Annotated in this window: 13 protein-coding genes; 8 read left to right on the top strand and 5 right to left on the bottom strand. The window is 67.4% G+C overall.

Going from position 1 to position 13,516, the window contains the following annotated elements:
* Positions 1 to 36 precede the first annotated feature (36 nt).
* Both IB269_RS06270 and IB269_RS06265 read left to right on the top strand, forming a co-directional pair.
* Positions 37 to 1,194 (top strand): L-talarate/galactarate dehydratase, encoded by a 1,158-nt coding sequence (locus IB269_RS06270; protein WP_192366668.1) that lies wholly within the window; start codon positions 37 to 39, stop codon positions 1,192 to 1,194.
* Between the two features lie 176 nt (positions 1,195 to 1,370).
* Positions 1,371 to 1,787, top strand: a complete 417-nt coding sequence (locus tag IB269_RS06265) for a hypothetical protein (protein WP_192366920.1) — start codon at positions 1,371 to 1,373, stop codon at positions 1,785 to 1,787.
* A 47-nt stretch (positions 1,788 to 1,834) separates the two neighbouring features.
* Here IB269_RS06265 and IB269_RS06260 read toward each other — a convergent pair whose 3' ends face one another.
* From IB269_RS06260 to IB269_RS06250, 3 genes are read right to left on the bottom strand one after another with little or no spacing between them, the layout of a single operon-like run.
* The gene (locus IB269_RS06260; RefSeq protein WP_047216938.1) at positions 1,835 to 3,181 is read right to left on the bottom strand and encodes a sigma-54-dependent transcriptional regulator; all 1,347 of its coding nucleotides are present in this window, start codon (positions 3,179 to 3,181) and stop codon (positions 1,835 to 1,837) included.
* Complete coding sequence (locus tag IB269_RS06255) at positions 3,178 to 5,058, bottom strand: sensor histidine kinase (protein ID WP_034394780.1); 1,881 nt, start codon at positions 5,056 to 5,058, stop codon at positions 3,178 to 3,180. The genes IB269_RS06260 and IB269_RS06255 overlap by 4 nt, the downstream gene beginning before the upstream one ends.
* A 46-nt stretch (positions 5,059 to 5,104) precedes the next feature.
* On the bottom strand, positions 5,105 to 6,412 hold the full coding sequence (locus IB269_RS06250) for a dicarboxylate/amino acid:cation symporter (RefSeq protein ID WP_043821572.1): 1,308 nt from the start codon (positions 6,410 to 6,412) through the stop codon (positions 5,105 to 5,107).
* Between the two features lie 548 nt (positions 6,413 to 6,960).
* On the opposite strand from IB269_RS06250, the gene IB269_RS06245 reads away from it, so the two are divergent.
* Positions 6,961 to 7,338, top strand: a complete 378-nt coding sequence (locus IB269_RS06245) for a hypothetical protein (protein ID WP_192366667.1) — start codon at positions 6,961 to 6,963, stop codon at positions 7,336 to 7,338.
* Between the two features lie 85 nt (positions 7,339 to 7,423).
* Here IB269_RS06245 and IB269_RS06240 read toward each other — a convergent pair whose 3' ends face one another.
* Positions 7,424 to 8,998, bottom strand: a complete 1,575-nt coding sequence (locus tag IB269_RS06240) for a methyl-accepting chemotaxis protein (protein ID WP_192366666.1) — start codon at positions 8,996 to 8,998, stop codon at positions 7,424 to 7,426.
* 259 nt (positions 8,999 to 9,257) lie between these two features.
* Between IB269_RS06240 and IB269_RS06235 the strand changes: the two genes are divergently transcribed.
* The 5 genes from IB269_RS06235 to IB269_RS06215 all read left to right on the top strand — a co-directional run bounded on the left by IB269_RS06235 (position 9,258) and on the right by IB269_RS06215 (position 12,810).
* Complete coding sequence (locus tag IB269_RS06235) at positions 9,258 to 10,241, top strand: MerR family transcriptional regulator (RefSeq protein WP_225613972.1); 984 nt, start codon at positions 9,258 to 9,260, stop codon at positions 10,239 to 10,241.
* Positions 10,202 to 10,834, top strand: coding sequence for a lipocalin family protein (locus IB269_RS06230; protein WP_043821577.1), 633 nt, complete (start codon positions 10,202 to 10,204; stop codon positions 10,832 to 10,834). Before IB269_RS06235 ends, IB269_RS06230 begins: the two co-directional genes overlap by 40 nt.
* Positions 10,831 to 11,901 carry an NAD(P)/FAD-dependent oxidoreductase gene (locus IB269_RS06225; RefSeq protein ID WP_192366664.1) on the top strand — a complete coding sequence of 357 codons (1,071 nt, stop codon included), beginning with the start codon at positions 10,831 to 10,833 and terminating at the stop codon, positions 11,899 to 11,901. Before IB269_RS06230 ends, IB269_RS06225 begins: the two co-directional genes overlap by 4 nt.
* 20 nt (positions 11,902 to 11,921) lie before the next feature.
* Positions 11,922 to 12,101, top strand: coding sequence for a DUF2256 domain-containing protein (locus IB269_RS06220; protein ID WP_013801983.1), 180 nt, complete (start codon positions 11,922 to 11,924; stop codon positions 12,099 to 12,101).
* 100 nt (positions 12,102 to 12,201) lie between these two features.
* On the top strand, positions 12,202 to 12,810 hold the full coding sequence (locus tag IB269_RS06215; RefSeq protein ID WP_192366663.1) for a DUF4337 domain-containing protein: 609 nt from the start codon (positions 12,202 to 12,204) through the stop codon (positions 12,808 to 12,810).
* Between the two features lie 86 nt (positions 12,811 to 12,896).
* On the opposite strand, the gene IB269_RS06210 is transcribed toward IB269_RS06215, so the two are convergent.
* Entirely contained in the window at positions 12,897 to 13,388 is a 492-nt protein-coding gene (locus IB269_RS06210) for a hypothetical protein (RefSeq protein WP_012206106.1), read from the bottom strand.
* Positions 13,389 to 13,516 lie beyond the last annotated feature (128 nt).

Below are 13,516 nucleotides of genomic sequence, written 5' to 3'. Positions count from 1 at the left end.
CCCTGTCCTTTTTCCAACCACCGCACTCCCGCAGCCATGACTTCTTCCGCGCTCTCCGAAACCACCAGCCAGGACCGCATCCAGTGGATACGCCTGTCGTCCTGCTACCTCCCCCTGGCCCGGCCCATCAGCGATGCCAAGGTGCTCACGGGCCGCCAAAAGCCCATGACCGAGGTCGCCATGCTGTTCGCCGAGATCCAGACCCGCGACGGCCACCGGGGCCTGGGCCTGAGCTACGCCAAGCGCGCAGGCGGCCCCGGCCAGTTCGCCCATGCCAGCGAAATCGCACCCCAACTGCTGGGCGAAGACCCCAGCGACATCACACGGCTGTGGACGCGCATGTGCTGGGCCGGCGCCTCCGTGGGCCGCAGCGGGCTGGCCGTGCAGGCCATCGCGGCCTTCGACGTGGCGCTGTACGACATCAAGGCGCGCCGCGCGGGCCTGTCGCTGTCCAAGCTGCTGGGCTCGCAGCGCGAATCCGTGCGCTGCTACAACACCTCGGGAGGCTTTCTGCACACGCCGCTGGATGAACTCAAGCGCAACGCCAGCGCCTCGCTGGAGCGCGGCATAGGCGGCATCAAGCTCAAGGTGGGCCAGCCCGACTGCGCGCTGGACATACGGCGTGTGGAGGCCATGCGCGCCCACCTGGGCGATGCCGCGCCCATCATGGTCGACGCCAACCAGCAATGGGACCGCCCCACGGCCCAGCGCATGTGCCGTGTCTTCGAGGAATTCAACCTGGTCTGGATCGAGGAGCCGCTGGACGCCTACGACCACGAAGGCCATGCCGCGCTGGCCGCGCGCTTCGACACGCCGATCGCCACCGGCGAGATGCTGACCAGCGCCGCCGAGCACGGCGATCTCATACGCCACCGCAGCGCCGACTTCCTCATGCCCGACGCGCCGCGCGTGGGCGGCATCACGCCCTTCCTGCAGATCGCCGCCCAGGCCGAACTGGCCCATCTGAGCCTGGCGCCCCACTTCGCCATGGAGCTGCACGTGCACCTGGCCGCCATCTGCGCCAACGAGCCCTGGGTGGAACACTTCGACTGGCTGGAGCCGCTGTTCAACGAACGCCTGGAAATCGCCAATGGCCGCATGATCGTACCCACGCGCCCGGGCCTGGGACTGAGCCTGAGCGAGCAGGCGCGGCGCTGGACGCGCGAAAGCGTGGAGTTCGGGGAGCGGGGTTGAGGGCGGCTGCGAACGGCTGAGGGCCTGGGTACACCCGGTACCTCAGGCCTTTCACATATATTGATTGGCTAAATGGAGTGGACTGTGGACAGCCAGACCAAGACACCGGCTGCGCATGCCGGGCCGGGCCAGTCGACCCTCACAACCTCAACAGACGAAATTTGGGAGCTGACTTGATGCGCGCGGCCTTGCTTCTTTTGGTTCCAGCCATCGCCGGCTGCACCCCAGACACGAATCCCGCAGGTGGCGCTCGCACGCAAGTGCAGCGCGACGTTGAAAGCTATGCCATCGCAAGCTGCCTGACACAGCAGGCCGAGCCCTATCTCAAGGACCAAGGAGATGCCTGGGCATCCGTTGTCGTGCAGCGCATGCACGGGGATATCGATGTGCTGGCAGGCATTGCCGAGCAGGTGCAGCGGGAGAACACCAAGGGCGCCAACGGCGATATGGCCGTCATGCGCGACGAAACCCGTCCCGGACAGGGCAAGCCATTGCCCGTGCTGCACTGTGGCGAGGTGATCGACCGGCCCGCCGTGCGTGCTGCGATTCAAAAGGCGATTGCGGCACTGCGCCCGTCCTACGAATCCAGGTAGGCCAGGCCGTTTCCCGAAAATCCGGGCTGGGGGCGGGCAACCAGCCCCTACCCATCCAACCCGTACTTGCGGATCTTGTCGTGCAGCGTGGTCTTGGGCATGGACAGGGCTTCGGCCGTGCGCGCCAGGCTGCCGGCGTGGCGGCGCAGGGCGTCGGCGATGAGGGCGCGCTCGAAGGCCTCGACAGCGGCGGACAGCGGCCGGGGCGCGGCGTCCTGCGCGGTGGTGCCGGCCGGCTGGCCGAAGGGGGGCGAGCCGGTCTCGATGCCCAGCACCGTGCGCTCGGCCACGTTGCGCAGCTCGCGCACGTTGCCGGGCCAGTCATAGCCCAGCAACTGCTGCACGCGCGCGGTGGTCAGCTCGGGCACGGGCCGCTGGTGGCGCGCGGCGCCCTGCAGCGCGAAGTGCTCGAACAGCAGCGGCACGTCCTCGCGCCGCTCGCGCAGCGGCGGCAGCGAGACGGTGGCCACGTTCAGGCGGTAGTAGAGGTCGGCGCGGAACAGCCCTTGCCGGCTCAACTCCAGCAGATCCACCTTGGTGGCCGCGATCACGCGGCAGTCGATGGGGATCAGGGTGTTGGAGCCCAGGCGCTCCAGCACACGCTCCTGCAGCACGCGCAGCAGCTTGATCTGCATGGGCAGGGGCATGCTCTCGATCTCGTCCAGGAACAGCGTGCCGCCGCTGGCGTGCTCCAGCTTGCCGATGCGCTTCTTGCCCGCGCCGGTATAGGCGCCGGCCTCGCTGCCGAACATTTCGCTGTCGAACAGCGTGTCGGGCAGGCCGCCGCAGTTGACGGCCACGAAGTTGCCATCGCGCCGTGCGCTGGCTTCGTGCAGACAGCGCGCCACCAGTTCCTTGCCCGTGCCGGTCTCGCCCTGGATCAGCACATCGGCCGCGCTCTGCGCCAGCCCCGTGAGCATCTGGCGCAGCTGGCGCATGTTGGGCGCGCGGCCTATCAGCCGGTGCTCCAGGCTGTCGCGTTGGTCCAGCTGCTGGCGCAGCGCCCGCACTTCCAGCACCAGGCGCCGGCGCTCCAGGGCGCGGCGCACGGCGCCGACCAGGGTTTCGGGGGCGAAGGGTTTCTGGATGAAGTCCTGGGCGCCGTCCTTCATGGCCTGCACGGCCATGGAGATGTCGCCGTGGCCGGTGATCAGCACCACGGGCAGTTCCGGGTCCATGGCCACCAGTTCGCGCAGGAAGGCCATGCCGTCCATGCGCGGCAGGCGGATGTCGCTGACCACGATGCCCGCGAAGTCGCGCGACAGGCGCCGGCGCGCCTGCTCGGCGCTGCCCACGCTTTCGCAGGCGATGCCTTCGAGCTGCAGCGCCTGCTCGCAGCCGAGCACGATGTCGGGGTCGTCCTCGATGATCAGGACTTTGAGGGCGTCGGTCATGGTGTGTCGGCAGAGGGTGTGGAGGGAGCCAGGGCCAGGCTCAGCGTGAAGACGGCGCCGCCGCCCGGATGGTTGCTGCCCGTCAGCGTGCCGCCGCATTCACGCACGATGCCGGCCGACAGCGCCAGCCCCAGGCCCAGGCCCACGCCCTCTTCCTTGGTGGTGAAGAACGGCTGGAACAGATGGGCCTGCGCCGCTTCGCTCAGGCCCGGGCCGTGGTCGCGCACGGTCACCTGGGCGCGGCCATCGGCCACGGCGCAGGCCAGCTCCAGGCAGGGCGCAGGCTGGCCGCGCATGGCGTCCAGGGAGTTGTTGATCAGGTTGATCAGCACCTGCTCGATGCGGTTGCGGTCGCACCAGGCCACGGCCTCGGGCACGCCGTCATCGCGCAGGATGCGGGCGCCGGTCTCGGCCACGCGCGACTCCAGCACGGCCAGCGCATTGTCCAGCGCATGCGCCAGCGGCACGGCCTGGCTGGCGCCGCTGGACTTGCGCGCGAAGTTGCGCAGCTGGCCGGTGATGCGGCCCATGCGGTCGGCCAGCTGCGCCATGCGCTCCAGGTTCACGCGCGTGGTTTCGGTATCGCCGCGCTCCAGAAAGCGCTGGCTGTTGCCGGCCAGAGTGCGCAGCGCCGTCAGCGGCTGGTTGAGTTCATGGGCGACGCCCGTGGACAGCTGGCCTATCACGGCCAGCTTGCCGGCCTGCACCAGTTCGTCCTGGGCGGCGCGCAGCGTGGCCTCGGCGTGGGTGCGCTCGGCCACCTCGGCCTGCAGCGCCTCGTTGGCGGCCGACAGGTCGGCCGTGCGCTGCTCCACCTTGCGCTCGAGCTCGTCGTGCGCGGCCTGCAGAGCCTCGCGCGCGGCCAGCCGGTCGCGCAGGTGGCGGCGGCGCTCGTTGACCATCATGGCCAGCAGCAGCACAAAGGCCGCGCCCACGGCCGCGGCCAGCGCGCGGCTCTGGGCCAGCTGGTCGACCTGCTCCAGGTGCGAGAGCACGGTGATCGTCCAGGGCGTGCCCGGCAGCTGGCGCGACTGGGCCAGGAAGCGGCCGCTGACCGGATAGACCGAGCCCGGCGATTCCTCGCCATGGCGGGCAATGCGCACCAGGCGCGCGCCCTGGCCCAGGTCGCGCAGCACCTGCAGGCCCAGCGGCTCCAGCGCGCGGCGGTTGTACTGGCGCGTGTGGTCGAAGGCGGCGCGCGTGCCCTCGTCCAGCGTGCGCAAGGTGGTGAATTTCCAGTCGGAGACCGTGCCCAGGATGACGACGCCGTTCTCGTCGCCCACCAGCACGGGCGCCTCCACCGTGGACCACGATTGTTCCAGCTGGTCCAGGCTGACCTTGACCACGGCCACGCCCAGCGTGTGGGTGTCGTCGCCCAGGGTGGAGGCCAGGTAGTAGCCGGGCTCGCCGCGCGTGGTGCCTATGCCGAAGAAGCGCGCGCTGCCCGTGGCCATGGCCGTGCGGTAGTAGGGGCGAAAGCTCAGGTCCTCGCCCATGTAGCTGTCGGTGCGCCGCCAGTTGCTGGAGGCCACGACGTGGCCGCGCGCATCGACCAGGTAGGCGGTCAGCGTGCCCGCGCGGTCGTTGAGCTGCTCCAGGTAGGCGTTGACGCGGTTGGTGAGCTGCTCGTCGCCGGGCTCGGCCAGCAGCCTTTGCACATTGCCTTCCAGTGCCAGCACGTCGGGCAGGAAGGCATATTTGCCGATCTCGCGCTGCAGGCTGGCGCCGTACAGCTCCAGCCGGTGCATGCCCGTGGCACGCAGATCGGCGATGCCCAGCCGCTGCGCCAGCAGGTACGCACCCCAGCCGCTCAGCCCGCTCAGGGCAAGCCACAGCAAAAGCAGGATGAGCTGGCGCAGGGGGCGGCGGGCGGGCATGGTGAAGGCACCGATGTTATCAGTGCCCCCCCGCGCCGCCTGGGCCTCAGGCCGAGACAGCGGGCCGCCCTTGCTCGGAATGGTCCGTGGGCAGCAGGGACTCGTCGTCATCCGTGGCCGCGGTCGGATCGACGGCGCCTTCCCACTTGGCCACCACGGCCGTGGCGATCGCATTGCCCAGCACATTGGTCAGGGTGCGGCCCATGTCCAGGAAGTGGTCGATGCCCAGGATCAGCAGGATGCCCGCCTCGGGCAGGCCGAACATGGGCAGCACGGCGGCCACCACCACCAGCGATGCGCGCGGCACGCCGGCAATGCCCTTGCTGGAGACCATCAGCACCAGCAGCATGGTGATCTGGGCCGTCAGCGTCATGTCGATGCCGTAGGCCTGGGCGATGAAGATGGCCAGGAAGGTGGTGTAGACCATCGAGCCGTCCAGGTTGAACGAGTAGCCCAGCGGCAGCACGAAGCCGATGATGCGCGGCTTGATGCCGAACTTCTCCAGCTGCTCCATCAGCTTGGGATAGGTCGATTCGCTGCTGGCCGTGGAAAAGCCCACCAGCAGCGGGCCGCGGATCAGGTTCAGCAGGCGGAAGATGTCACGGCCCAGCACGCAGTAGCCGGCCACGATCAGCAGCACCCACAGCGTGGCCAGGGCCAGGTAGAAGCACAGCATGAACTTGCCGAACACCGACAGCATGCCCAGGCCATGGATGGTGATGGTGCCGGCCACGGCGCCGAACACGCCCACGGGGGCGAAGCGCATCACGTAGTCGGTGACCTTGAGCATGATGTGGACCACTTCGTCCATCAGGCCCACCATGGAGCGCGCGGCCTGGTTGTGCAGATTGCCCAGCGCAATGCCGAAGAACAGCGCGAACACCAGGATCTGCAGCACCTCGTTGGTCGCCATGGCCTCGAAGATGTTCTTGGGGAACACGTGGGCGATGAAGTCCTTGAGGTTCAGCGCCGAGGTCTTGAGGTTCAGGCCCTCGGCCGACGACGGCAGGGCCACGCTCAGGCCATGGCCGGGCTGCAGCACGTTCGCATAGATCAGGCCGATGGCCAGCGAGCAGAACGAGGCCACGATGAACCAGCCCAGCGCGCGGCCGCCGATGCGGCCCACGGCCTTGGCGTCGCCCATGTTGGCCAGGCCCGACACCAGGGTGGCGAACACCAGGGGCGCGATGATCATCTTGATCATGCGCAGGAAGACATCGGTGAGGATGCCGAAGTAGCTGGCGATTTCCTTGGCGGCCTCGGGCGTGGGTGCGTAGCTGTTGCAGGCATAGCCCACCAGCACGCCGAGGACCATGGCCACGAGCACCATGGTGGTCAAGCGGTTGAATTTCATGCGGATTTTTCGTTGGACGTATTTCGGTCTTGCAAGCGAGCCCGGCCACCACGGCTGCCGGCCACGGGCCGGATGCCACAGCGAAGACGGGCTTGTCTCCCTGCATACACAACCACGATGCACGTGGCCTGCGCCTGACAGTGCACAGACCGTGCCAGCCGCATCCGGCACCTGCACCCCGCGCTAACTGCTTGATTCGCCTATATCGACCTTACTTTTATGCATAAGGTGGCACGGAAATCCGAACGATGGAACGCCTGCATCGTTCGGAAAACCGGATGGCCGGGCCTGCCGCCTCCGACCCTCCCGGCCGGCGCTATCATCCGCACCGGCCCCATGTCACGGGGCCGGTGCTTCAAAACACCTCCGTCACACAGCGGCACAACCTCTTCGAAAGCGAGGTCTGTCAATGCAATTCACGGATCAATGCAATCGCAAAGGCCAGTGAATTCGCTTTGCAATGGAGCATCAAGCATGAACACCGTTTTCCTCGCACTCGCCTGCGCGCCCTCTCTTGGCGCCGCCCCTTCCACACGGAGGGCCAAGGCATGAACCCCACCACCCAGCCCACTCCCGCCAAGGACAGCCACAGCACCCGGCAGCTGTCCAATGCCCTCACCCAGGTGGACCATCTAGTGCAGCAAGGCTGTGCAGAGATTTCCGCCATCGCCCAGCTCGCCCTGGCATGGCTGGAGACGCCCAAGGGCCATCGCCACATGGACGTGGTGGCTCGCGCCCTGCAAAGCATCCGCGACAGCGCCGAGACGCTGGCCGACTACGCCGGCACCGAGGCCCAGGCCATGGGCTGCGGGTTCGAAGACGCGGCCGAGATGCGCCGCGCCGAAGCGGCCGAGGCAGCCGCCCAAGCCATGGCGCAACTGTTTGAACGCCGGCCGGTGCCCGGGCAGGACGGCAGCAGCAGCTGATGCTCCGGCGCCTATAGAGGGGCCCGCTCTCCCAGGGTCCCGCACCGTGTCTTCACCGGTGCATCAACCGAGCGCCAACCCTGCCTCAACCCTGCGTCTGGGGCCCCAGGCGAAAAACACTCACGGACTGCACAAGGTCATGCGCCTGCTGGCGCAGGCTCGTGGCTGCCGCCGCCATTTCCTCCACCAGGGCCGCGTTTTGCTGCGTCGCCTGGTCCATCTGCATGACCGCCTCGCCCACTTGTGCCACGCCGCTGCGTTGTTCGGCAGAAGCCGCGCTGATCTCGCCCATGAGGTCGGTGACGCTGCGTATGCTCGTCACCACTTCAGCCATGGTGCCCCCCGCACGGTCGGCCAGCACAGAGCCCTGTTCGACCCGCTCGACGCTGTCGGAGATCAGGGCCTTGATCTCCTTGGCCGCCGCCGCGCTGCGGCCGGCCAGGCTGCGGACCTCGGAGGCCACTACAGCGAAGCCGCGGCCTTGTTCTCCGGCACGCGCAGCCTCCACCGCAGCGTTCAGCGCCAGGATGTTGGTCTGGAACGCGATGCCGTCGATGACGTTGATGATGTCGGCGATGCGGCGCGAACTTTCACTGATGCCCTTCATCGTGTCCACGACCTGGGTGACCACCTCGCCCGCCTGCCCGGCCACGCCGCTGGCCTGCTGCGCGAGCGCGTTGGCCTTGCCCGCGCCATCCGCGTTCTGGGTCACGGTGGCTCCGAGCTGCTCCATGGAGGCCGCCGTCTGTTCAAGCGCGCTGGCCTGGCTTTCGGTTCGCGAGGACAGGTCGGTGTTGCCCTGGGCAATCTGCGTGCTTGCACTTGCCACGGATTCGCTGCCGCTGCGCACGACAGCCACGACCTGCGATAGCGCATCACTCATCTCGCCGAGGCTGCGCAGCAGGGTCCCCACTTCATCGTGGGTGGTGGCCTCCACCCGCTGCGTCAGATCCCCGCATGCCACCGCGCGTGCCACCTGGATGGCCCGGCCGATGGGGCCGGTGATGGAGCGCGTGACCCAGGTCCCCAGCAGAGCGGCCAGCACGACGGCCACCAGCGCGCCGCCCAGCTCGAACGCCAGCGTCATTGCCGCCAGCGACTCGGTGCGCGTCAGGCGCTCGGCCATGAGCTGCTCCTCCTCTCGCACCAGGTCCGCCTGCAGTGCGCGCAGCCCATCCATGGCCGCCTTCTCGCGCCCCAGGGAGAACTCGCGAACCAGATCCTCGACCGTCGCCGTGCCATCCTGAACTTGCCGCCGCAGAGCCTGCAGCGGCTGCACCGCCTGCACGAATTCACGGTGGCGCAGCCGGATACCGTCCAGGCGGCGCTGCTGGGCGGGGTTGTCCTCGGTCAGGCGTACGGCCTCCTGCCAGGAGGCCTCGAACTCCTTGAGTCCTTCATCCCAGGGGGCAAGAAAACGGGAGTCACCCGACAGGAGATAGCCCCGCGAGGCCGTCTCCATGTTGACCATGCCCGTGAGCATGCGCTGTCCCTGAGACATGACCTTGAAGGTGTGCTCGTTCCATTGCTGGGCCTCCTTGAGCCGGGACTGGCTGCTCACGGCCAGCGCGATGACAAGAAGAAAAATGGCGATGACGCATGCGAAGGCAGCTGCGAGACGGCGGGCCAGTGGCCAGTTGGACAAATTCATGATGATCATCGGTACGAACTGCGTGGCCGGAAAGACTGCACAAGGGCGCGGCGATCATGGTGTGAAGCCTCGCCTGCGCCTGGGGCAGTCATCTCCTGGCCGGGATCTACAAAGCACTCGCGCCAGCGGCTGCCGGGTGGCGGCCAGCGGGCCTGCGCTTTGTTTCTCTATGTAATATATTGGACAAAACATATTTTTGTCCTAGACAATTCGCAAAATCCCTCAAAACATCCCGGCCATGGCCGGACGTTTTGTCCCCTTCAGATCAATGACGCCACTTTCTGACCCCTTGCCTTTGGCGCCTGGCCCCGGGCTGCCCATCTCGGCCGTCGAACGCGAGACCGGACTTGCCAAGGACACCCTGCGTGTCTGGGAAAGACGCTACGGTTTTCCAAGGCCTGAACGGGATTCGGCAGGCGATCGCCGCTACCCGGCAGACCAGGTTCGACAACTGACCCTGATCCGGCGGCTCATGGATACGGGACTGCGCCCCAGCAAGCTGATGGGCGTGGATCTGGACGGCCTGCAGACGCTGCTGGCCCGCTCCGACACCTCGCCGGGCAAGGATTTGTCCAGGACAAATTCAGAGAACGCAGCAGACTCTGACCGCTTCGCCCCCATGCTCAACGCCATTGCCGCCCATGATCCCGGCCAGCTCAGGCATTGCCTGAGCCTGGCCCAGTCGCGCATGGGCCTGGCCGGTTTCGTGACCACGCTCGTGGCCCCGCTGACCACGGCGGTCGGCGATTTCTGGGCACAGGGGCGTTTTGAAGTGTTCGAAGAGCACCTGTACACCGAGGTGCTCACCGGCGTCTTGAGGCAGGCGATCGCCTCGCTCGCCCCCCCTTCCCCGCCGTCCGCGCCCAAGGTGTTGCTGACCACGCTGCCGCAGGAGATGCATGGACTTGGGCTGCTCATGGTCGAAGCCCTGCTGGCCCTGGAAGGCTGCAACTGCGTATCGCTGGGCACCCAGACGCCCATCGGCGACGTGGCACAGGCCGCGCGGGCGCATCGCGCCGACATCGTGGGGCTGAGCTTCAGCAGCGCACACAACGGAGCGATGGCGCAGGCTTGCCTGGGCGAGCTGCGCAGCCACCTGCCGCCGGCCATCGAGTTGTGGGCCGGTGGAGCATGCCCGGCGCTTTATTCCAGCCCGGTCGCGGGCATCACGCCGGTGCGCCATCTCACGGATCTGCAACCGCTGGTCGCCCGATGGCGGCAGACGACAAGAACATCAAGGACATACGCATGAACTTTCCCGCCCCCCGCCCCGTCTTCACCGCCAGGCGGCGCACCCTGCTGGCAGCGGCCCTTGGCGCCGGCCTGCTGGCCAGCGGTTGCGCCAGCATGCGCCCGCCCGGCTCGGTCACGCCCGTCTCACCGTTCGACCTGCAGCGCTACCAGGGCCTGTGGTACGAACTGGCTCGGCTGGACCATGGTTTCGAGCGGGGCATGACCGATGTGACCGCCGAGTACACGCCGCAGGCAGACGGCAGCGTGAAGGTGGTGAACCGGGGGTTTTCCGTGCCCCGGGGCCAGTGGCAGCGTGCCGTCGGCAAGGCCTTGTTCACGGGCAAGCCGGACACGGCTTCGCTCAAGGTCTCCTTCTTCGGCCCGTTCTACGGCGGCTACCATGTGGCCGCCCTGGACCCTGACTACCGCTGGGCGCTGGTCCTCGGGCCGGACACGCAGTACTGCTGGATACTGGCCAGAGAGCCGAAACTGCCCCCGCAGACGCTGCAATCCATCGTCGCCAAGGCCGCGGAACTGGGCGTCGATACCGGCGCGCTGATCTGGGTCAGCCATGAGCGCCACCAGGAAGCGCACAGCCAGGAGGCCTTGTGAACGGCGCGCCCCCCGTCGCGGTGATCGGCGCGGGAATGGCGGGTTTGGCATGTGCACAGCTGCTGGCCGATGCTGGCTGCCGCGTGGATATCTTCGAGAAAAGCCGAGGCCCATCCGGGCGCATGAGCACGCGGCGCGCGCAGGATCCGCAGGGTGCGTGGCAGTGCGATCACGGCGCTCCATCGTTTGCGGCCCAGGACCCGGAGTTTGTGCAGGAGGTGCGCCAGTGGGAGCAGCACGGCGTTGTCGCCGCCTGGCGTCCGCGCACAGTGCGCCTGCAGGGCAAAGACGTGGTGCCAGCAGATGCAGGCCCCGACCGCTGGGTGGGCGTGCCGCGCATGACCTCTCCCGCAGCGTTTCTTGTCCAGCGGCTTGCACAACAGGGGCATGGCGCACGGCTGCACCTGCAAGCCACGGTTCAGCAGTTGCAGTACGAATCTGCCTGCTGGACTGTGCACTGTGCCGAACACGGGCAGATCGGATCGGAATACTGCGCCCTGGTTTTGGCAGTGCCTGCACCGCAGGCGGCAGCCTTGCTGGAGCCGGTCTCGCCCTATGCGGCGGCACTGGCTGCCAGCGCGCGCATGCAGCCTTGCTGGGTGGCCATGCTGCGCACCGACGCCCCCCTGCCGCTGGACTGGGATGCGGCAGAAATCACGGATGGCCCGCTGTGCTGGGTGGCACGCGACAGCGCCAAGCCAGGGCGACAGGGGCCGCAAGTGCCGCAAGGACCTCAGACCTGGGTGCTGCATGCCAGTGCACGGTGGAGCCAGGATCACATCGAGTCGGACGCCGAATCCGTGGCCCGGCAACTGCTGCAGGCATTCGGGGCCCTGGCCGGGCCACTGGCCGGCTCTCTGTCCGACTCTCTGCCCGGCGGCCTGCGCGTCACTGCCCACCGTTGGCGCTATGCGCTGCCGGCGCCGCACCTGGTCAACCGCTGCTGGTGGGACGCGCCTGCGGGCCTGGGCCTGTGCGGCGACTGGATGTGCGGCGCAGGCGTCGAAGGCGCCTGGCTCAGCGGACGGGCGCTGGCCCGGCGCGCCCTGGCCACGCTGACGCGCTGAACTGCAGGAACGCCCGCGCCATGCACAAGAAGCCCCACCTGCCCTCCAAGCTGTGTGCGTGCTGCGGTCTTGCGTTCACATGGCGCAAAAAATGGGCACGTGATTGGGACGAGGTCAAATACTGCTCGCAGCGCTGCCGCACCGCGCGACTGCCGCCTGATCCCACTCCCCCATCTGCAGGCCGTCAGCCAAGGCGCTGACCTCCAAGCGGGCCATGCGCCCCGCACATCCTGGAGCCCTGGATTGCCGCCAGGCCGGCCCCATAATGCGCCACCCCATTGCATCAAGGAATTGGCACCTATGTCTTCCGGCGGCTTTCACGTCCACGGCCCACACGATCACGAACTCGAACATGCTGCCCATGGCGAGCATGGCCAAACCGCCCACCACGGCATCGGCGGCGGCAGCCTGACCAACCAGATCGCCATGTGCACGGCAGTCATCGCCACGGTGGGAGCCATCTTCGCGTACATGGGCGGCGCCACCCAGGCCAATGCCGGGCTGTACAAGAACGACGCAGCCATCAAGAAGACCGAAGCGGCCAACCAGTGGGCCTTCTTCCAGGCCAAGAGCACCAAGCAATCGCTGTCCGAGTTCGCGCGTGATCTGGCGACCACGGAGGACAGGCGGGCGGCCTACCAGGCCAAGGTGGAGCGCTACGAAAAGGAAAAGGACGACATCAAGCGCGATGCCGACCGCCTGGAAGCCGAGGCCCGGCAATGGGACGAGAAGTCAGAGATGCAGATGCATCTGCATCACCGCTGGGCGCAGGCCACCACCGCGCTGCAGGTCGCCATTGCCCTTGCAGCCATCGCGCTGCTGACCAAGAAGAAATGGCTGGAATACGCCATGCTCGGCGTGGCAGCGCTAGGCCTTGGCGTGGGCGGGCTGGCCATGCTGCACATCTAGAGCGTGTGGCAAAGCCGCAAAGCCGCATATCCGCCTTGGAAGGCAGCTGTGAAGCAGCCCCCTGATTCCCCGGCCTTGCCCGCGGCTCAGTCCTCGCTGGGACGGGGGTAGCCTGCCTCTGCCCAGGCTTGCGCAGACGTCCGGGTGAGCTGATGGTCCGGCCTGACTCCCACCTTGGCCAGCTCGCTGCCGTCGGCAGCAGTGGCGGTGAGCGTGGCGCTGGGATTGTCCTCATCGGGCTCGATATCCAGAGAGACGGTCACGCGTGACCCGCCCACCACGATCTGCACATCCTTGTGCAACTGCGCTGCCAGATGCTGCTCATGCCGGCGCATCACCTCGTGCGCCGTCTTCACGAGCGTGTTGAAGGCGGAAACGTCCAGCGGCTTGGGATTTTTCTTGTCGCGGCCCATGGTCCACGGGCCGACCAGGCTTGGCTCCACCTGGCCGTCCTGGGTCATGGCAACGGCCCAGCCATCGTCGTCTTCATTCTTGATGACGCGGGCCTCCCAGCCGTTGTGATGCCAAAGGCGGTCTTCGAAGATTGAGACGACTTCTTGTTCGAGTTCTGCGGACATGTCCAGACCCTTCCCTTGTGGAAACTATCGAGCCCGAAATTCTACTGTCCATCCATACAGTTCGTGCGCAGGGGTCTATTCCCAAACCGTGGACTCCCAAGAGACGAAAATGCTTCCCGATGGCACCG

The sequence above is a fragment of the Delftia sp. DLF01 genome, assembly GCF_014852125.1.
Classification (GTDB): domain Bacteria; phylum Pseudomonadota; class Gammaproteobacteria; order Burkholderiales; family Burkholderiaceae_C; genus Comamonas; species Comamonas acidovorans.
Note: the sequence above shows the minus strand (reverse complement) of the source record. Positions and strands in the feature narration are given on the sequence as shown.